The sequence below is a fragment of the Paenibacillus profundus genome, assembly GCF_021369635.1.
GTDB lineage: Bacteria > Bacillota > Bacilli > Paenibacillales > Paenibacillaceae > Paenibacillus_B > Paenibacillus_B profundus.
Genome location: NZ_JAJNBZ010000007.1, coordinates 160993 through 180598, shown reverse-complemented (window position 1 = coordinate 180598; position 19606 = coordinate 160993). Strand labels below are relative to the sequence as shown.

The following is a 19606-nucleotide window of genomic DNA, read 5'->3' as shown; positions in this document are numbered from 1 at the left end:
TTATAGGTATTGCCGTTTTTAAGAAAAAAAAAGATTGTACTCTAAGCAGATGGAGTTGAGTGTAGTGCTTAATTGGTATCGACGAGTGAATTGCCTGACACTGCGTTGGTTATGGTGTCTAGTTATTTTAGGGATCGTATCCTCTATTCCGTTAGCATATCAGCGTGTCATTACAGAAAGCTCATCTAAGCAAGTAGAGTTTGTTTTTAATTTCAGTAATCTTCTTGCCATTTCGGACTACAAAGCCAATCCGCGACAGTTTGTCGCAGACCAGCTTGCTCTGATGAAGCAAGCTGGTATTCAATCGATGGCCGTAAACGAAAGCACACTTGATCTACTGAAGTTAAGTCGGAGGATAGAATTGTTCTCATCACACGAAGCCGCAGCTTTAACTCAAACCTCGATTTCTCCACACGAAAATTTTACGTACCTGTTGTTTTCCGAGAAAGAATCGGAAGATGAAATGAAAACCATGATCGAAACAAGCTTTCAACGGATGAATGTGAAGCTAAAACCATGGACTTTTAAAAATCAAAATGGTCTCATTATCGAGATGCCTATAGCAGACGCTGCTCGCTTGCCAATGGATCCGGATCCAGTAACGTTGGAATTGTTGAAAGATAGAGGATTTCACATCATTATTTCACTATCCAATCGCCGCCATCCCTTTTCGCCCCGGGACATGAACGATATGTTGAATCGGCTCGTTCCGTTCGATGTGACATCCGTCATCATAGATGGAGATGCCGTTCCCGGATACACGAACGACGAAAAGACGGATGGCATGTCATTAATGGCGAATCTGCTGAAGAAACATCAGGTCGGGTTAGCATACACGGAGATGCAAAAAGCAGACCCATTGGGATTTGACATTCTGGCTAAGGATCTAAATTACGATGTTTTGCGCTTGCATCAATTCTCGGAAGCAGATGCGAATAAGCTCGTGCAAAATACTTCGCTGCAGGAACTGGAAGATCGCGTTCAACGATTTGCAGACCGCTTTGTTCTCGCCGTCAAGGACCGCAATATTCGAATGATTCTTTTGAACGCTGGCGCAAGCCAAAGCACGGGTACGGGAATGTATGCCGATCCCCTTGTCTCCATCTATTCCATCCTGAATGGCAAAGATGGAGCGGTACAGAGAATTCAAGAACAAGGATATGTGTTGGGCCCGGCGCATTCTTTTACATTATCCAATACGAATTTGCACGAGATTCTAAAGCTATTGGCCGTTTTGGGCAGTATATCCATCATCGCCATCGCAATGTCCTACTTTGTTCCCTCTTCTTTATTGTTCATCTTTGTAATCGGTTTGTTGGGCGCATGTGGAATCGGCATGCTGTCCACTAGCTTGCTATATAAAATGCTTGCTCTCGGCGCTGCGATCTGCGCTCCGAGCGTAGCGATGATGATGGCTATTAAATGGATACGCAGAAAACAACAAAAAAAGGAAGCGACACGCCTTTGGTCCCCCTTCCTACTGTTGCTATGCACATCACTGTTGTCTCTAATCGGTGGTATTTATATTGTTGCGCTTCTCGACCATATCGTTTATTTCCTCAAAATTGATCAGTTTATTGGAGTTAGTGCTGTTAGTTCGGTACCTATTGCACTTGTTCTCCTGTACCTTGTCTTTTTCAGTGAGGATCTTACGACTGAGGAAAAGATGTTAAAAGCGAAGCGAATACTGATTACTCCCATTAGCGTTCTATGGATTCTGTGCGCTGGGTTCGCGTTGGTCGTCATGCTTTATTATTTATCCAGAACGGGAAATTCGGGAAATGTATCTGCGATCGAGTCGTTATTCCGGTCTTTACTGGAAAATACAATCGGAATTCGGCCAAGAAATAAAGAATTTCTGTTTGCTCATCCTCTGTTTATCTTAGGAGCTTACCTTGCCTTGAAAAATCGACCAAGCGCATTGTACATCATGGCTGTAGGAGTGATCGGACAAGCGTCGCTCGTAGATACATTTGCCCATCTGCATACGCCCCTGCCTATTTCCATCATTCGAGGCTTTTACGGAGTGGTATTTGGTTCTCTCGTTAGTTTACTGTATATTGGGGCGTGGAATTTGCTTGAGTACATTTGGAGAAAGTGGGTTCCTGCGCCTTCTCCGTAAGTGGAGCATCAACATTTGGGCTTGTAAGTAAGTACTGATTATAAAAACAGGTCGCACCAAAGGGAATATTCTCCTGGTGCGACTTGTTTTTCGCGTATGAGCGAGCTTGCTAGCTTCCACTCGCCTTGACTGAGTAGCCAGATCCATTGGAAAACTTGCAGCAGAATGCTCACATGAGGTGGCTGAACGGCAATTAGACTGTACTTTGTCCAGTGGATCTAACTGTTTTCAGCGCCGATACTTAATAGTTTTCACTGTATTGACTTGCATTCATCGATTTATAATTGACAGGGATCCAATAGTACACTCCTTCAGTACGCAAGTACAGATTCAGCGAGTCCTCCTGGAATGGGCCAGCGCTAACCTTGAATGTGCCCTGGCTATCTACAGACACGGATACATCCTGGATTTGCTGGGGCTTGGAGCCGCCTGTCTGCACCATAAGCGTGAGCTGCTGGCCGGCCAATTGTGCAAACTTTCCTTCAACCGCCAACATGTAATCATCTTGAAGTTCTGCCCACATCATACGATCTTCCATCGTATCCGGCTTCACATACACCTCTCGTTCCGGCAAGCGAGGCAACACCGAGATTGGCGTTATGTTCGCAGGCCGGCCCCGCAGTTCCTTCAGCTTCGGTTGCAAATATTGCAACATTTGAGCCGCTTCCCCGCGCGTAAGCGCATCCCCCGGCTTATAGCCTTCAATTGATAATTCTGTTTTCCCTTTGGCATAATCCTTCCCGAGTATGTACCATACTACATTGTTGCCGGCGAAGTTGACTCCGTCGGCTGCCGAGATGATCTCTGCCGCTTTCAGCCGGGTCATCTTGCCGTCTCTCGCAGAGAGCGATGTCAGGCCATTCAAAGGAAAATTGCGTTCATCCGCAATAATGTACGCCGCATCCGCCCAATGCTTCTTCTTCGCTGGCGCATAAGCATCAATATTGACCTTATACATGCGCAGCAGCATCGTCCAAAAATCTGCTTCGCTTATTTCAGCGTCCGGTTGAAACGAGCCGTCGCGAGAACCTGCAATGATGCCGGATTGCACCGCCCATACGACAGCCGCTTCGGCCTTGTGACCGCCAATATCCGTCAGCTTAGACGGATCCGATGTAGCTGGATAAGTTTTCGTCTTCAACCGAGGCAGCACCTTGACCTTCACTTGTGAAGACACCCCTTCCGAAGACATCGTAACAGTATAATCGCCGGCCTTGATGCCTTTCAGGATTCCTGATGACGATATAGTAAGGTTACCCGGGCTGCTGCTTGCGAATTTCACGCCGGAAGCAAGCGAGTCGCTCGTGCCGTCGTCATAATTGCCTATCACCTGAATCGGATACTCCTCGCCCTCGTTCACGACAATCTCCGCATAATTTGCCGATAACTCCAATAAGCGATGCCCTTGTCCGGTCGTGAACGACCATGCTTTGCGCTGCGTTGCAGGAGAGTCTTCTACTTGGTATGCGAGAGACACGGTATACGTGTGGAAGCCTTGCAGCACTGATTTTGGATACAAGAACAACGTATCGCTTTTGAGCTCTTCATGGTACGGTATCGTGACGCCCGTCTCGTCCGTAATAGTCGCCTCGTGCCATGCCATCGGCTTTTCGGTTGTAGCCGAAATAATATAGCCAGAAAATTTGACGTCAAATTGATCCAGCGGGTTCGGAATTTCATGCCCGTAAAATCCTACAGGAACGCCAGTCATCTTATCGTGCGGGTATACAGATACGCCTCCTTCGATTGCTGACGGCGAATAGGAACCCGCCATATTGATGACGGCAGTACCGTCGACGAGCGCGATGCCCACTTCACTATACTTCGGACTGAGGATAATCTCGCGGTGATATGCGGTATCTAGCCATCCATGAATCGCCTTCACGCTGCTCTTCTGTTTGAAGTGCATAACTTCTCCAGAACTGTATCCCTGTGATCCGGGCAGCCATCCGGCAGCCTTCATCCTCTCCAGCACCGACTTGCCTGTAAATCCGGGCATCCCTGGAGTCTCCTTGTGTGCGCTCAGACTCGGCTGGATGTTATTGTTGTTATAATAGGAGGCATGCAGTGTCGCTGCCTTTGTAATCGCCGAATGGAGACGAACGGGCTGTACGCCAGCATTGACGCGAACCTCGTTCAGCAGAGCAAGCCCTGCGAGCTGATCCTCTGTATAGCCGGACGATGCATCCGCCGTATTTGCTGCCGCAGATACTGGTTCGGCATTGAACGGGCAGACGTAAATCCCGGCTGCGAGTATTGTCGTCAGCGCAGCATATCGAGCGAAGCGCCTCATGCCGCGAATGACCGATGAATGTACTGAGTTCTCATTGGTATCTTGCATTGTGTTTCCCCTTCTCTTTATATTTACAAAAGACATACAAGTCCTCTCACACCATTGCGAGAGAACTTGCCTGCTTCTATCCTAGTTAAAACAAAAAAATTCGGGGCTGACCAGCAGAAAAAATGCCTCGTGCCTCTTCACGCACCTTAACGTTATCCCCTGGCTTAAAGAATACTTGTTCATCGAAAGGCATGTGCACATATAGACCATCGTTAACCGAGTATTCATAATTGTGACTACTGTTAGACAAATAATCATTGCCCTCAAATTGCATTCGAATGGTTGAAGTAAATTCAAAGGTCTGGACATCTCCCGGCGGTAAAATAGAGCTTCCGCATTCTCTTATTAAGACTGTCATATCTCCCGGAAACTCTGGAGGATTTTGTTCGTCATATGCGGTCCAGCTGCTCCCGCCATCTGTTGACCACTCCATTGCCGATGTCGCGTCCGAGAAGGTATTAGAATGATCGCTTGCCCCCACAAATAGATAAACATTGTCGACAAACGTAAAAATATTTGTTTTTCCCGCTGGAACTTGGTTGGCCGGATCTGCCTGATAGCGGATATAGACACTTACAGCGCCCGGAAACACGGGCGGCTCCTGTTCATCGTATGCAGACCAGTTAGCTCCCCCATCGATAGAGAATTCCATCGTATGATCGGCGCCAATTAGAATATTGCGCTTGTCATCTTGAGTGACATTCGGCGCGGCAGGCTTCTCCGGCAGGGTATCTTGAATACGGACAAATAATGCTTCGGTGGTCGATTGATCGCCCCGGATCCCGCGGATGCCCATTCCCCATAATCCATCTGGGATTGCAGCTTCAGTAAGCATGTACTGATGTCCCGCTGCTTTCTCTACCATTGCGATAGGTACGATATCCTGGTTGCTAATTTCCAGAGCAGCTCGTATTTCTCGATATGCTGCTCCTCGCCTGGGGTCCACTGCACTTCTCCGGCCACGAAGCCTGCTCGAGTGTCGGTATCAAGGAACGTCAAGGCTAGAGGCGCGTCGTTATACCGCGAGCATGCCTCATCGAATATTGTCCGCACTTGCTCTGCGCTAGAGAATTTCCCCCTCGGCTGCTGAGAACGCTGACTCCATACATATGCAGAACATCATCTGTCTTGCTTGGGTCGTCAACGGAACCCGTTTCAATCTGTAATTGCTCTGTAATTAACTCCACGAGTTTCTCCCCGCCATAATGCCTGAAGGCTCCGATTCCGTGCTTGGTGGACATGCCGTCCGGCCGTTGCTCATTCATGTAAATGGCGTCTTTTACAAATGTCGCTTCCACTCCAAACCCTTTTTCGTTGCCTAGGTTAATCTGATCAAAATGAAGGGACAGTATCGGCATATCCGGATAATCCAGATTCCATGAGATGGAGGTTACAGGAAAGAAACCGAAACCATAATTGCGCAGCTTCCCGCGTTCGATAATCGAAGCTACATTCGTATTGCTCGTAATAGAGTCTTGGACCGGACTCGAAAACTGAACTCGAATCTCTGACAAGTTTTTGATGTCATAGGGAAGAACATTGTGCGAGTATGCATAGTGACGTTGGATCTGGAATAAGTAAGTCGGTATTGACTCTTTCCCCGTCGCTGCATCTTTGAACATGGACCAAAACCGATAACTGATATTCTTGTCTAGGTCGGCAACCCGATGCTGCGCTTGTACGCCTCCGGCAACCGTAAATTGGCCACTTGCCGCAGCCTGACTTCCATCATATTGCAAGCCATTTTTTATTTGCTCCGCCGTTGGAGCTCCCCATGGCGCATCGACTGGCACGGCGATGTAATATACCGTTCCGGTTTGTTGCGTCTGGACTTGAAGATCTACGCTCGTTTCCATGCGGTTCACATATGTTTTCGTATCGAAAACATCGCGATATTGATTTCCCGGCTGATCCGGATTGCCCGTATCTCCGCCTGAGCTGGAACTGCCTCCGTTGCCTCCCGTGCTGCCCGTATTACCACCCGAGCTGCCACCGGCAGACCCTGTGATCTTATGATCGGAATTCAATTTGTTATTCACTTGTGCAATGCTTTGTTTCACTTGGTCATAATTATGGATAACATGTTCGATCTTAACGCCTTCGGGCAATACGATATTTCCAATGGCAACGCCTGATGGCAGCGTTATCTTGGCATCTTTATCCGAAATAGTTACCGTTCCGATGGCTCCGGTAGTATTGACGGTCAATTTGCCGCCGCCGATAATAGTCAAGCTGTCAACGGCGCCATTGCCCGAAATCGTAGTTCCAGATTTCCCCGCTGCAACCTCTAATTTCTGTACATGCCCATAAATGCCCGCTGAGCTGACTTTTTCCGAAATTTTCAACGAGCCATAAACAATTGAACTGTCCCCCCAAATCGCTGCGAGATTTGCAGTGAGCTCGACGTCCCCGATGACGGCTTTGTTCTTCGCTTCCACACGTACTCCATCTTTGTTAATAGACATGCTGCCTAATTTGGAATTATCGAATAGAACGGTATTATCGTCACCGCCATTAATCAGTGTTTTTCCCTCAACAGTCAAGCCCTTTCCATAAAAATCATGCTGCAATTCCCGGCCCACTTCCAGGTCGCCTTTTACCATGACATTGCGGACCGATATGTAATCGTTTGCAATCTTGAGCTTGCCGTCGATAACTACTCCATTGCCGTTCAATACAGCATTTGCGGAAAACTCGGCTTGTCCGTCGCTTGGCGGCTTCCCGCCTGTCACAAGCTCCAAGAAAGAAACTTTTGTAATTACGCTGCCAGCTGCAGTAAATGTTATTTTTGCATGCTGCAAAATGTTTTCATTTGAACTGTCGAACAAACCTTTCAATTGATCGGATACCGAATATTGTTTACCGTTAACAGTAACGTTTCCATTGTTGATTTGTTCAATCGTATAGCTTTGCTTGGACGAAACCTCATCCATGGTCCGCAGAAGAATTGCGGCCATCTCTTCCCGCCTCACTTCTTGCTTGGGTCTGAAATGCTTGCTGATTCGCCTGCACGATCCATTCTTGCGCCCAAGAAGATGCATCGCGTAAATCTGCAATGGATGCGGACTGAGATGATCCCGCCGCATAGGAGCTTGAGAATTGCCCGCTGCTTAAGGCAAGCACAAGCGCCGTGACTGTCATTTTGCTGACAAAATTCATAATTTCCTCCTGCCCGATATTGGATACCATCTGGTTAATGAGTCTATTCTACTATATGAGATTCTGAACAATCAATAATTAATATAGGTCTTTTTTACTTCTAAATAGTAAATGAGTCTCATAAAAATATACAAATTACTCTTAAAATCACAAAAATTAAAAAGCCATCCATCAAAAGGATGACCAGCTTAAACATGGGCAAGTTCATGATGTTCCATCCTTAGGCAAATGAACGATCACTTCCGTTCCCACTCCTTCTTCGCTTACAATGTCAATCGACCCATAATGCTCGCGCACGATCGACTGTGCTATGGGGAGTCCTAAGCCAGCTCCTCCTGTTTTACGTTGACGGGCACGATCGACACGATAAAAACGTTCAAAGACGAGGTCGATTTCATCCTCAGCAATTCCGATGCCAAAATCTTTCACCCTGATAATCATATCCCCTTCTGCTTCAGATATGTATATTTCGATAAATTTTGTGCTATATTTTAATGCATTGTCAATCAATATAATAAGGAGCTGCTTTATTTTTGTTGGATCGGCGACAATGATGAGTTCTCTTGAGGTTGAATGAATTTTGATTTCACGGTTATGCAGCTTGTGCACAAGCTTTGACGCCTGTTTGCAGCATTCCACAAGATTGAACGGTTCACGTATCGGCTCGATTCCCTGTTGTAAGGATGCCAAATCCAGCAGCTGCCGCGTCATCTTCCTCATCCGTTTGGATTCTTCATAAATGGATTCAATGGACTCTTCTTGAATGCTCTTATCGTCCGTCCCCCATCGCCGAAGCATACTGGCATAGCCTTCAATAATGGTTAGTGTCGTATTTAATTCATGAGAAGCGTCCGACACGAACTGCTGCTGCTTCAGAAAGCTTTCTTCCAATCGTTCCATCATTCGGTTAAAGGTTTCCGTCATCTTGTACAGTTCATCTGTCTTTTTTCCGTTAATAGGAATCTTTTTAAATGTAAGACTGCTTTCAATTTCCTTCATGGTCTCAATGCTTTTCGATATCGGCATTAGTATTGTCTTGGATAGAACTAAGCCCCCAATGAAACAAAGCAGCGCCGCCGCAGCTGTGGACGAAATAAGTATCGACACGAGGATGTCCAGACTGCTTTCAAGTGCAGCCATCCGTTCCACCATTTCAAGCGTCCCGATAATTTCCGGACCGTATTGAACGGGAACCCGCACCGTAAGCACTCTTTGACCGTCGTCCCGTATCAACTTCGCCTCTTTTACAGGACTGAATTGGGGCTCGGGAAGTTCGATTTCGTAATCTTTTTGGATGAAGTTGACCATTTCCGAATGAGGATTAATAATCCGTATTGTCGTGTTCTCTGGCATGTAATATCGTATCTGGCGATTCTGTTTATTTTGCATAATCGCATTTGGCCCGATTTTTTCAATAATCTGTTCGGCTTTTGTTTGCAAGGATTCGATTTCGTTTTGCGTTGCAATTTTGATAAACAAAAAATAGATGACGAGATCGACACAAAGCAAGATGCAAATCAATAAGACGGATGTGAGTAAGGTTATTTTATTTTTTAGCTTCATGCTTCTTCTTCCCTCATACTGTACCCTATCCCGCGGATGGTTTGGATCAGTTTCACTTTGAAAGGGTTATCGATTTTTTTTCTTATATATCTTACATACACATCGATTACGTTCGTATCGCCCACGAAGTCATAGCCCCATACTTCGTTAATTATTTTTTCGCGATCCAATACCTGATTTTTATGTTCCATTAAATAGATAAGAAGGTCATATTCCTTAGGAGTAAGTTCCATCTTCAGTCCTTCACGAATCACTTCCCGAGTTTTCTTATTGACAATTAGGTTGTCTACCCGGAGCTCGTCATTGTCATCGTTAGCCGATTCATCACTTCGGCTTCGAAAGCAAGCTCTTATCCTTGCAAGTAATTCTTCAATTTCAAAAGGTTTTGTAATGTAATCATTCGCACCCTGATCCAGTCCGCTCACTTTCTCGGGAGTCGTATTTCGAGCAGTCAAAATAATTATGGGGGTGCAAGTGTCGATTTTTCTCAGCCTTCTTAATACTTCGATACCGTTCAATTCAGGCAGCATAATATCAAGAATAATCAGATCCCATGCCTTGGATAATGCTTTCTGCAGGCCCTCTCTGCCGTTCTCCGCTAATTCGACATGGTAGCCCTCATGGGATAACTCCAGTTGCAGAAGTCTTGATATTTTCTCCTCATCTTCAATAATCAAAACATCTTTTTCCATCCTCGAATCGTCCCCTTATTTAGTTGTAGACCAATTTTATTTTCTTATTTTAGGGAGTATTATTCTTGAATTATTTTCCCTTAAGCACTCCAAAATATACGTCTTATGGAAATGGAAGCGCATAGGATCACTCTCTTAAAATAAAAGATACTATTAAACTATACATTCTCTCTGTTCTCAAGAGATTAAACATTAAGGATTTCTCATCAGTTTTTAATAATAGGGATGAATTAGCTATGGTCACAGGGTTTGCTTCAACGCTGGTAATTGATGGGGTTGATTGTTGTGTTATGTTGTTTTTAGAGCGATTACCAAAACGAATCATGCCCATAAGGAGAAAGACATGAACAACAAGAAGAAAAGCCATATCGGTAAAACAGTAATGGGAATCAGCCTGAGCCTTGCGGTTGCCTTTTCCGGAAGCATGCTAGTATCGCCTCAACCAGCTCAAGCAGCCTCGGTATCCAAATCATCGGTTGCGGATAATGTAATTGCAGCAGGAAAGAAATTGATAGGGGTACCCTACAAATTCGGAGCAAAATCAGGAAATACAAATGTTTTCGATTGTTCTTCATTTACTCAGTATGTATTTAATCAAAATGGAATAGACATTCCGCGCTCGTCGCAGGAGCAATCCAAGGTCGGCACTTCAGTGTCCAAAAAGGATCTGCAATCAGGGGATTTAGTGTTCTCAGATACGAACCGGGATGGGGTTATTAATCACGTCGCTATTTATATGGGCGGAGATAAAATTATCCACACCTACAGAGTCGGCATCGGTGTAACCATTTCTGATTTCTCCGGCAGCACGTGGGACAAAACATACGTAACCGCACGACGCGTCATTTCTAATGGTGGACAAGATGGAACAGTAACGCCACAGCCTGCCCCAACAGAACCCGAACAACCTGCTGTGGAGGCTCCTGAAGAGCAACAAAAGGATACCTCTCCTTCTCGCTGGAAACAAAATAGACAGTGGGGCTGGAATTATTGGGATAACAACAACGATGATAATTAATAGTCTCTAATAGAAAGCAGGGCTCTCATTGAGGACCCTGCTTTTTACATATGAAATAAATTGATCATGCCTGCAACGAGTGTCAAAAGAGTAAATCCTGCCATGCATGTAACTGTGACAACTTGAGTAAACCATACATCTTTGTATTCTTCCATAACCGTAGTCTCCTCTGTGCGAATTGAAATGATATCGTGCTTTTAGTTTACATGGAACAGGGCATCGATACTATCGAATTGCATAACGGATTCCTTACATTTATGCAAGGAACCTCACTGGAGGCGATACTCTCTCCGTTCGGCGCTTCCGATCACTCTCCCCTTCGATCAGTAATAACGATTCCCGTATGCCTCAGGAGCTAGGCGGGGTGATCTAACGGTGATGTTGCTGCATCGTCCAGAAGCAATGTTACTAGAGACATGTACACCACAGTTAACCTCACCCTACGGAGGGATGCCCCTTCTGAACGAGAGGGAGAATGGAGAGAAGTACTTGGCAGCGTATCGTTATCAATTCATCGCTCATTACAAGCCTGAACCTACTGTATTTCCTGCTTGACACCATACCTGAATCATTGCCTGGATCTCCAGCTCCGTATCGAGTCGCGAGAAATCGGCCTGCAACCGCCAATTCACAAGCGATCTAAGACCTACTGGTCCACCCCCTGCTACTGCCACGTCAAAATGTTTATCAAGTTTAACGTAATAAAGGACAGCTTTCCTTCCATTTCAAGGATTATTTCTATCAGGAAAGAGATTATTTTGATCAAGCCAGAAGATTGTTAAGAGGAGGATTAAAACGCTGCAAAATTAGAAAGCCGGTAACGTAATAGTTACCGGCCATTCGTGAAATTCCTACATACTCGATAGAGGCATGCCCAGAAGTGCGGCTAGGTTAATATTTGACATGCAATCCCTGTGTAGTACCTATGAAAATCAACGGAAGACATATGTTTAATATAGTTATTTGTTTCTTTTTTGTGCCAAGGATCCAGATATGTAAAAAAGTCTTTGTCTCTCTGCACCAATACGACCCAATGAGAATTGCGAAGACCAAATTCCTCCTCATTTCCAGTCATTAATACCATGATCGGAGCTCTCTTTAAGCTATCTTTCCATTCATCGTCATAAAATGACATCCGAAACGCAATATTGTTCAAAACGAAAAACCTAACGAGATCTTCCGGATAGGTTCCAATCGCTTGATCGTCCTCATCATATCCCTTTTTCTTCGGCGGCACAGTCAGCTTCAGTTCTTCAGCGAGCTCATTGAATGTAATATTGTCCATGATACGGTTAAATTTCAGCAGCATCGACAGACTTGCCACCCCGCAAGTTGCTTCCGGATAATAATTTTGGTCATTTTGACTAATAAAAAAATTATGAAACTCCACGCGCTCTCACTCCTTAATAGGCAAAGTTCTATCTCTATAATATTCTCCATGCGAAAACAAAACAAGGGAATATATGTTATACAATTGTCTATTTCTTTCATTTCCATCACTCTCAAGAAGAAAAATACATACTCATATAATGGAACGGCGTGGCTCTGGTGTGAGCAGAGAGAATCCACGATTCTACAGTAAGAAGGGAGAAGTCGGTCCCCCTCCACTGAGTTCGATCGAGGATGAACTGCTAATTATGCAACGTATTACTGCAGTGCGCAATCAGCTATATGGAGGCGGAAAATGATGGAGCCGATATTTACTATTCTAGTTCCGACCTATACTCACGGCCGTCTGCTCCATTTTGCGCTTGATAGCATTCTGCAACAAACCTGCCAACAATTCGAGGTCTTTGTCATCTGTGACGGTGCTGTTGACGAAGGCCGTGACATTGCTTGGGAATATTCCCGCAAAGACGCGCGATTTCATGTATTAGATCGTCCGAAAGGTTTCCGCAACGGGGAAGTGTACCGTCATGAGGCATTGCAAATTGCGCAAGGGAAGTTCGTTTGCTACTTATGTGACGATGATCAGTGGTTTCCTGATCATTTAGAACAAATGGAACAGGCTCTAGCCAGAGCCGATTTTGTACCACAGCAAGCACGTATCTGTACTGAACCAAGACGAGATAATACCGATACAGGAATCGCTGGAGGATGCCACAGTTCGTGCTCTCATGCTTAAAGGACCATATAACATATTCGGTCCTACGGTTGCGGGTCACCGCATCGACACCTATCGGCGGCTTCCCGAAGGGTGGGCTCCTGGTCCTGAAGATGTGTGGAGCGATCTTCATATGTGGCGAAAATTTCTGCGGCTGGATAGCATAACCTTTTACACCATACCCGCTGTCACCGCTCTTGTGTTTCCTTCCCCCTGCAGAACAGCCATGACTTTGCAGGAAAGAGCAACAGAATCTGCGCATTGGGCAAAACAAATAAATTCCTCTTCTTTCCGCTCCTCCTTTCAAGCTTAGTTCTTGCATGCCGTTTAATCATAAAAAAACCTGCCGACTTATCATCGGCAGGATTCAAACAATAATGTGCCTGAACCATTACGAAGGGTATGATGTATTTAATCTTATTATCGTTCTTAACAGAATCCTTTAGAGACAATAACTAGAAGGATGAAGAGAACCAGAATGACTGCCGTTGAAGTAAAGTGTGGACCGAAGCCTCCTACACCTTTAACGCATTCGCCCATTGATGAACCCTCCTTCATATGATGATACGTAAATATTATATTAGGTCAATCTACATCCTGACACGGCAATATGCCTAAATTGACGCTCGGGTTGCTATACTTCATCCTTACCCCGGAGCGTCCCCATTGCTGTAAAGCCACAATTGCTTGGCTCACTTTACCGCAGAGTTGGATTTGGCTAAACGGACGATATAATCGTGCAATTTTTGCGGAGTGATTGAAGGATTTCCGGCATTAATTCTAGGGATCGTCATGCGATTGGCATGCCGTGTCATAATTCCAGGCCGGATGGTGAATGCATATCGGATCCCAGCCTCATAGATGGCGGATTTCGCATCCTTTGAATATTTTCCGTATGGATAAGCGAAGCTGTCGACAGGTCTCACTTGAAGCGATTTCAGCTGTTTCCTGCAGATTAATGTGTCATCCAACACCCGTTTGCGATACATGCCCCTGCTCTCCATTCTGCCGTGCGGAAGCGGCAACCGGTACGCTAGCACGGCCCTTCCGTTTACTTTTTTATGCATATTATGGGTATGGCACTGGATATCGATTCTTGGGACCGTATTCAGCATGTTCTTGATTTGATCTCTCTTCATGGGAGGAACATGCAGACCTTCCGAATAGAACATACGTCGGGTAACGTAAAAGTTAACAGCCGGAACATGGAGCTCTTGCAGTATCGGGAAAGCATTCCAATAAAATCTTTCATACCCGTCGTCGAATGTGACGAGTACCGCATTGGGAGGGACTTTGCCCCCATTTATGTACTGACGGAACTCTTCCAGAGATATAAAGTGATATCCACGCTGTTTTAAATAGGATAGCTGTGCTCGAAATAGGCTTGTCTTTATCGTCCCTGAGCTGCGGTCCGTTTCATGAACATGATGATACATAAGTACGGCAACCGAGTCTGTGTATATCGGTTGTTTTGGTGCCGGTGCCGAAACAACCGTCGATATAAGGAACTGTGTAGTCAGCATTATGAGCAGCAAACCAAGTATGCACCTTTCAATCCTTTTCATTCCAACTATTACTCCTTATACAGGTTGTGCAAAATGTCCCCTTTTGATTACGACGTCATGCATGAAAGCAGATACGACGACATCGGCGTTGTCCTTATTTAAGATGTTTCATCCGTATTCCGATGATGAATGCCGCGCATGTACAGTACAAGAGCATACTGCATGCAACCGTCGTTGCATGACTCAAATGAATATGCTGCATAGCAAAAGGAAAGACGAACAGCATGATTACGATAAATAATACGAGATCCCACCCTATCCATTTCAACTGGAATAAGGTAGTATCTTTTGAGCGGAGCGCCCGCAAATTCCACAGTACCGCAACCGTTTCCAACGTGAGGGTGCCGATGGATGCCGCTTTATATCCGAATCCCGGAAGCGCCAACAAGAAATAAAGAAGCACGGTAGACAATCCGATGCCGCCGATCAGTCCTACCAAGGGTGTACTTTTTCGTTCTTGCGCCCACAGCATGCTTGTCGTCAACTCACGAAGTCCTACGATGAGTGGAATAGCTGATAAGAAACGTATCGGTTCCGTTGCCTCAGGTGTACCGAATATGAAATTCGATAGCTCACTTGCATATAGAAATAAAAACATCCCGCTCAAACTACCCCATGTCCAACCGAGTTTCAACACTTTCTCGATTTTACGATGGTATTGATACATTCGTCCCTGCTGAAAGTCTGCAGCAATCTTCATCGTCATCGTGTGCGATACCGCAGCCGTGACGATTGTCGGCACATACGCTATGACGATGGCCATCCCCATAAAGACGCCATACATCGCGGTTGCTTCCGAGACCGAATTCCCGGCTGCTTGTAACCGCCTCGGAATTAATATCGAGTCGATAAAGTCAGACGCCGGTACAAGCATCCTTGTGAATCCGATAGCCAAAGAGGTACGAAATAGGATACTCAGCTCTCCGCCATACGACCATGTCTGTGCAGATGTTGTTGCAATCTGCTTCGATGCGGCAACGTATATCGTTATGATGATGAACGCAACTAGCGCGCCGATCGCCGTCCCTGTAATGCCAGCTCCAAGCGCGGCTCCTATCCCATGGGAGGAGAACAGAATGACGAGTGTAATCAACAGCGCGACCCGTACGCCTTGTTCCGCTAGCTCGGAGACGGAGATCACTCCGTATCGCTCTGTGCCTTGCATATACCCTCGCAATAACTGAAGCAGCGGAACGGCGATAAGAGCCGGAGCCAGGCAACGCACCGCTGCCGCGAGTTGGTCGTTCCCGAGCATTGTGGCGATCACGCCTGAATTCGAGTATACAAGAAATCCAGAGGCAGCTCCTATTAGGGCTACGAGTACGGACATGTTCCGAAAAGCTCCCCACCCCTTGGCTGGGTGCTTAGCTGTGAACAAGGCTAGAGCAGTGGGCAATCCGCCTGTGATGACCATCAGTGCAATCCCGTAGAACGAATATGCAATCTGGTATAGGCCGATTCCTTCTGCTCCGAGCAGCCTTGTCAATGTGACTCTTCCGACTAAACCGATACATTTTCCCGCAAAAATGGCTCCAGTGCGGAGCGCCGTCTGCTTTACGATTGCTGGCAGCATCAATAGAAATCACCGACCATTCCGTCTTGTCCTCATCATTGTATGAACGGAATGATTGTGTTATGTTCCCTGTGCTGCAAGTCAGTTCAGTCGCGAATATGAATCAGTAAATAAGTGGTATGTTTATCCCAACCGAGATCAAACGGAACCCGATATCGATCCGCCGTATGAGAATTCACAAGCGGATATCCGTTCATGTCAAAGCCAACGACGATCGAAAAATGGTCAACGTCGCCTCGGAGCATGTAAGCAATCAGATCTCCAGGCCGCAGCTTCGCGATGGCGCCAGACGGGTGCCGTTTGTTTGCGGTAACGATGTCTTGAAAATTCCCTCTTGCGATGAGCGTGCCATAACCGCTGCGGAGAAGGAAATCCTTGAAAGCATCGGTCTGAACCCATGTTCGGCTTCCACCCCCGGATTTGATATGACGCCAACCTCCACTCATCCGCAAGCCGCCGCCTTCCTGCCGATCCCCGATGCATTGGGATGCAAAGTTGGTGCAATCGCCGCCTAATCCGGTATAATCCCGGTATTTCGGGTTATAACGATGCTTATGGCCTGAGCCCCAAGCTGCACCAGCATATTTGTTCGCATATTCAACAGCTTTATGGCGATTATATCTCCGCTTGGAATTCGAGGCCGACTGTTTCTCAAGCTCGGATGACTCGACATGACGATTGGAACTCAGGATCATACCGTCCGAATCTGGAATCAGTTTCGGATTTTCCTCCAGCGGATCCAAATACCACTCACGCAGCACATGCCATTTTCCGTCTGTCTTCGTAATAGTCAGAGCATGACGGGTCCCAAGACCAAATGATTGAACAGGCATCATACTATGGATGTATGCATAATCGAGCTTCAAGGATTCTACGGTCGAAATATAAGCTTTATCTTTTTGTTTGCTTATTCGAATAATGCGCACATGGCTTTTCGCGTTTACGAATTGGATTCCTCTGCGTTCGGCCCAAGCTTGAACATATTCGGATCTGTCCGTTTCATGCCGCATAGCGTTCCGGCTCGATGCACTAGAGCTCAAATAGTACCTGCTCAATTTGCCTTTGTCTTGATGAATCAAATAATGGGCCCGTTCCGAGAAAAGCTGTCGTATAAAGACAGAAAGCTCTTCATCCAGCTCCTTAGGTGCTGCGGCTGCCTGCGGCAACATCGCCATGCTACAGAAACAAATAACCAATATCATTGAGTACATTTGCCTGAACATCTTCTCTTCCATTCTCCCTTACTTCAAATCACTGCTTACATGTATTGATGCAGGAACATGAACGTCCTGTTTAATATGTCCAGCACAGGATATATGATGCTGTCAAAAAATTTCAGATTAAATTCCGATAAATGTTCACACGATATGTACTGAATCATGAAATAGGGTGTGGATGATGAATCGTACAAATATAAACATGAAATGGTGTAAGTTGTTAATCCTTGCATCCGTCATGGTATCGCTCCTGCATTCTCCTGAACCTGCTCAAGCCTTATCGCAACTAAAAGTGCACGGAAAAACAGCGATCGTCGTAATCGATGACTTCGGCAATAACACAGGAGGCACAAAAGAAGTGATGGAACTGCCGTTTAAGGTAACCGTTGCCGTTATGCCCTTCATGCCGAACACGGTCAACGATGCCAAGCGGGCGCACGCTGCCGGACATGATGTCATTGTTCATATGCCGATGGAGGCGTTATCAGGGAAGAAGCATTGGCTTGGTCCGGGCGCAATCACGACCGATTTGAGCGACACTGAAATTCGCACGCGTGTTCATGCCGCCATAGACAACGTCCCTTATGCGGTGGGAATGAACAATCATATGGGTTCTAAGGCTACGGTCGATCCGCGAGTAATGAGGAATGTACTTCAAGCATGCAAGGAGCGCGGTTTCTTTTTCTTGGATAGTCACACCAATTATCGCAGTATCGTTGCAAAAGTAGCTCGTGAGGTCAAAGTTCCTTGTATTGTAAATCATATTTTCCTGGATGATGTTCATACAAAGGCAGCGATCCAAAAGCAATTCATGTTGATGCGGCAGCATCTCAATCAACATGATGTATGTGTTGCCATTGGACACGTTGGCAATGCCGGGAAAATAACGGCATCCGTTCTGAAAGAACAAATGGAGAAAATGAGCAAGGAACAAATTACGTTCAAGAAAATAACGGAGTTGTTGGATTCAGTAAACAAGACCATGGTCAATATGTGATCATGCAAGGTTAAAAATGAAAGAAAATCATTATCAATAACCTCAGGACCATCTCCTGAGGTTATTGTACTGCACTAGGTCTCGTATAACTGTTAGGAGGTCATTAACGATTATTCAGCGGGCGACCCGAGTAGAGGATGGTTGCGTGCTCCATATTCTCATCCGTTACAAATAGAATCCGCGTTAATCATTTTGCTCATAGGTTACATATTCAATCGTTGAATGAAATCTTCTGCGGCACTATAGCCTTGCAGCTGCAAATACCAGCTATTCGCTGCCGCTTCGACCAGACTGGCTACATCGCGGCCTGGCTGCAGCTGGATTTGAATCGTAGGCACCTTCACACCCATATACTCCACATAACCAGGCTCCAATTGCAGTTCATTGTTCAATTCATTCTCTTTCCACTTCGCCAATTCGATGTCCAGCACGATTCGAGTCTCTTCCTGAAAGGCGCTCCGACCATAAATGCGTGCCACATTAATCAATCCAATGCTGCGCAGCGCGAGAAATTCTCTCGTCTTGCCGTCATGAGTGCCGATTAAGGTCTCGGCATTCATCTTCTTCAGCACAACCGCATCATCGGAGACGAGACGGTGTCCGCGCCGGATCAACGTCAAAGCCGTCTCGCTCTTTCCTATCCCCGACTTGCCTCGCAGAAGCACCCCAATTCCTGCCACGTTGACGCACACGCCATGCACTTGGATTTCAGGCGCCAGCATTTTCGTTAAGTACGAGTCCACGACGCCAATGAATTTGGAAGTGTCTTCTGTTGTGCGGAGCAATGGTATGCCCTCTCTGTTGCAATGCTCAATTAAATACGTGAGCCCTTCCTGATTCCGGGTAACGATGAAGCAAGGCGGATGGTACCGAACCACATTATGGATTCGCTCGTTACGTTCTTCTTCGGTCAAAGTATGAAGATAGGTAATCTCCTTCTTCCCGAGTACTTGAATTCGTTCCTGCGGGAAGAAATCGTAATATCCGGCGAATTCCAGTCCAGGACGATGCACGCGCGTCTTTGAGACCGTACGTTCGGAACCGGCATCATCCGATAATATTTCCAATTGAAAGCGGTCAATGAGCTGCTGGACCGTTATCTTTTTCACAACGTTTCCTCCTTTGACGTGAACACTTTCACAATTATACAACCAGTTTGCGACAAATACACTACATTCCATCGTCCGAAAAGGGATAAGTTCCAGAAAAAACCTCAAAAATAGTAAAGCCTACAGCTTAGAAACTGTAGGCTCCC

General features: G+C 46.0%; 16 protein-coding genes. 4 read left to right on the top strand and 12 right to left on the bottom strand.

What is annotated here, in order from left to right:
• Positions 1-64 precede the first annotated feature (64 nt).
• Positions 65-2122, top strand: coding sequence for a DUF5693 family protein (locus LQV63_RS12055; protein ID WP_233696901.1), 2058 nt, complete (start codon positions 65-67; stop codon positions 2120-2122).
• A 241-nt stretch (positions 2123-2363) separates the two neighbouring features.
• Here the strand turns inward: LQV63_RS12055 and LQV63_RS12050 are convergent, their stop codons facing one another.
• The 6 genes from LQV63_RS12050 to LQV63_RS12025 form a co-directional block, all read right to left on the bottom strand.
• Positions 2364-4463, bottom strand: coding sequence for a CAP domain-containing protein (locus LQV63_RS12050; protein WP_233696900.1), 2100 nt, complete (start codon positions 4461-4463; stop codon positions 2364-2366).
• Positions 4464-4548: 85 nt separating this feature from the next.
• The gene (locus tag LQV63_RS12045; protein ID WP_233696899.1) at positions 4549-5328 is read right to left on the bottom strand and encodes a DUF4073 domain-containing protein; all 780 of its coding nucleotides are present in this window, start codon (positions 5326-5328) and stop codon (positions 4549-4551) included.
• 136 nt (positions 5329-5464) lie between these two features.
• On the bottom strand, positions 5465-7420 hold the full coding sequence (locus LQV63_RS12040) for a hypothetical protein (protein ID WP_233696898.1): 1956 nt from the start codon (positions 7418-7420) through the stop codon (positions 5465-5467).
• Complete coding sequence (locus LQV63_RS12035) at positions 7389-7622, bottom strand: hypothetical protein (RefSeq protein ID WP_233696897.1); 234 nt, start codon at positions 7620-7622, stop codon at positions 7389-7391. Before LQV63_RS12035 ends, LQV63_RS12040 begins: the two co-directional genes overlap by 32 nt.
• A 204-nt stretch (positions 7623-7826) precedes the next feature.
• Positions 7827-9185, bottom strand: a complete 1359-nt coding sequence (locus tag LQV63_RS12030; protein WP_233696896.1) for a HAMP domain-containing sensor histidine kinase — start codon at positions 9183-9185, stop codon at positions 7827-7829.
• Positions 9182-9877, bottom strand: a complete 696-nt coding sequence (locus LQV63_RS12025) for a response regulator transcription factor (RefSeq protein ID WP_233696895.1) — start codon at positions 9875-9877, stop codon at positions 9182-9184. The genes LQV63_RS12030 and LQV63_RS12025 overlap by 4 nt, the downstream gene beginning before the upstream one ends.
• Before the next feature lie 343 nt (positions 9878-10220).
• On the opposite strand from LQV63_RS12025, the gene LQV63_RS12020 reads away from it, so the two are divergent.
• Complete coding sequence (locus tag LQV63_RS12020) at positions 10221-10895, top strand: C40 family peptidase (protein ID WP_325175875.1); 675 nt, start codon at positions 10221-10223, stop codon at positions 10893-10895.
• A gap of 886 nt (positions 10896-11781) precedes the next feature.
• Here LQV63_RS12020 and LQV63_RS12015 read toward each other — a convergent pair.
• Complete coding sequence (locus LQV63_RS12015) at positions 11782-12285, bottom strand: C39 family peptidase (RefSeq protein ID WP_233696894.1); 504 nt, start codon at positions 12283-12285, stop codon at positions 11782-11784.
• Between the two features lie 294 nt (positions 12286-12579).
• Between LQV63_RS12015 and LQV63_RS12010 the strand changes: the two genes are divergently transcribed.
• On the top strand, positions 12580-13020 hold the full coding sequence (locus LQV63_RS12010) for a glycosyltransferase family 2 protein (protein WP_233696893.1): 441 nt from the start codon (positions 12580-12582) through the stop codon (positions 13018-13020).
• A gap of 408 nt (positions 13021-13428) precedes the next feature.
• On the opposite strand, the gene LQV63_RS12005 is transcribed toward LQV63_RS12010, so the two are convergent.
• From LQV63_RS12005 to LQV63_RS11990, 4 genes are all read right to left on the bottom strand, one after another.
• On the bottom strand, positions 13429-13539 hold the full coding sequence (locus LQV63_RS12005) for a YjcZ family sporulation protein (RefSeq protein ID WP_233696892.1): 111 nt from the start codon (positions 13537-13539) through the stop codon (positions 13429-13431).
• A gap of 152 nt (positions 13540-13691) precedes the next feature.
• A complete protein-coding gene (locus LQV63_RS12000) occupies positions 13692-14564 on the bottom strand; it encodes a polysaccharide deacetylase family protein (protein WP_233696891.1) in 873 nt (290 codons plus the stop codon).
• A 94-nt stretch (positions 14565-14658) separates the two neighbouring features.
• Positions 14659-16137, bottom strand: coding sequence for an oligosaccharide flippase family protein (locus tag LQV63_RS11995; RefSeq protein ID WP_233696890.1), 1479 nt, complete (start codon positions 16135-16137; stop codon positions 14659-14661).
• Positions 16138-16223: 86 nt separating this feature from the next.
• A complete protein-coding gene (locus LQV63_RS11990; protein ID WP_233696889.1) occupies positions 16224-17360 on the bottom strand; it encodes an amidase domain-containing protein in 1137 nt (378 codons plus the stop codon).
• 175 nt (positions 17361-17535) lie between these two features.
• On the opposite strand from LQV63_RS11990, the gene LQV63_RS11985 reads away from it, so the two are divergent.
• Positions 17536-18351 carry a divergent polysaccharide deacetylase family protein gene (locus LQV63_RS11985; protein ID WP_233696921.1) on the top strand — a complete coding sequence of 272 codons (816 nt, stop codon included), beginning with the start codon at positions 17536-17538 and terminating at the stop codon, positions 18349-18351.
• 203 nt (positions 18352-18554) lie between these two features.
• Here LQV63_RS11985 and hprK read toward each other — a convergent pair whose 3' ends face one another.
• Positions 18555-19460: an HPr(Ser) kinase/phosphatase gene (hprK, locus tag LQV63_RS11980; RefSeq protein WP_019422066.1), complete on the bottom strand. Its 906-nt coding sequence runs from the start codon at positions 19458-19460 to the stop codon at positions 18555-18557.
• Between the last annotated feature and the right edge of the window lie 146 nt (positions 19461-19606).

Bases quoted from the DNA above. Each gene is read 5' to 3' on its own strand.
- LQV63_RS12045 (WP_233696899.1), bottom strand. From the start codon at position 5,328: ATGGTAGAGAAAGCAGCGGGACATCAGTACATGCTTACTGAAGCTGCA.
- LQV63_RS12020 (WP_325175875.1), top strand. From the start codon at position 10,221: ATGAACAACAAGAAGAAAAGCCATATCGGTAAAACAGTAATGGGAATC.
- LQV63_RS11990 (WP_233696889.1), bottom strand. From the start codon at position 17,360: ATGTTCAGGCAAATGTACTCAATGATATTGGTTATTTGTTTCTGTAGC.
- LQV63_RS11985 (WP_233696921.1), top strand. From the start codon at position 17,536: ATGAATCGTACAAATATAAACATGAAATGGTGTAAGTTGTTAATCCTT.
- LQV63_RS12000 (WP_233696891.1), bottom strand. From the start codon at position 14,564: ATGAAAAGGATTGAAAGGTGCATACTTGGTTTGCTGCTCATAATGCTG.
- LQV63_RS12035 (WP_233696897.1), bottom strand. From the start codon at position 7,622: ATGAATTTTGTCAGCAAAATGACAGTCACGGCGCTTGTGCTTGCCTTA.
- LQV63_RS12025 (WP_233696895.1), bottom strand. From the start codon at position 9,877: ATGGAAAAAGATGTTTTGATTATTGAAGATGAGGAGAAAATATCAAGA.
- LQV63_RS12030 (WP_233696896.1), bottom strand. From the start codon at position 9,185: ATGAAGCTAAAAAATAAAATAACCTTACTCACATCCGTCTTATTGATT.
- LQV63_RS12010 (WP_233696893.1), top strand. From the start codon at position 12,580: ATGATGGAGCCGATATTTACTATTCTAGTTCCGACCTATACTCACGGC.
- LQV63_RS11995 (WP_233696890.1), bottom strand. From the start codon at position 16,137: ATGCTGCCAGCAATCGTAAAGCAGACGGCGCTCCGCACTGGAGCCATT.
- LQV63_RS12050 (WP_233696900.1), bottom strand. From the start codon at position 4,463: ATGCAAGATACCAATGAGAACTCAGTACATTCATCGGTCATTCGCGGC.
- LQV63_RS12005 (WP_233696892.1), bottom strand. From the start codon at position 13,539: ATGGGCGAATGCGTTAAAGGTGTAGGAGGCTTCGGTCCACACTTTACT.
- LQV63_RS12040 (WP_233696898.1), bottom strand. From the start codon at position 7,420: ATGGCCGCAATTCTTCTGCGGACCATGGATGAGGTTTCGTCCAAGCAA.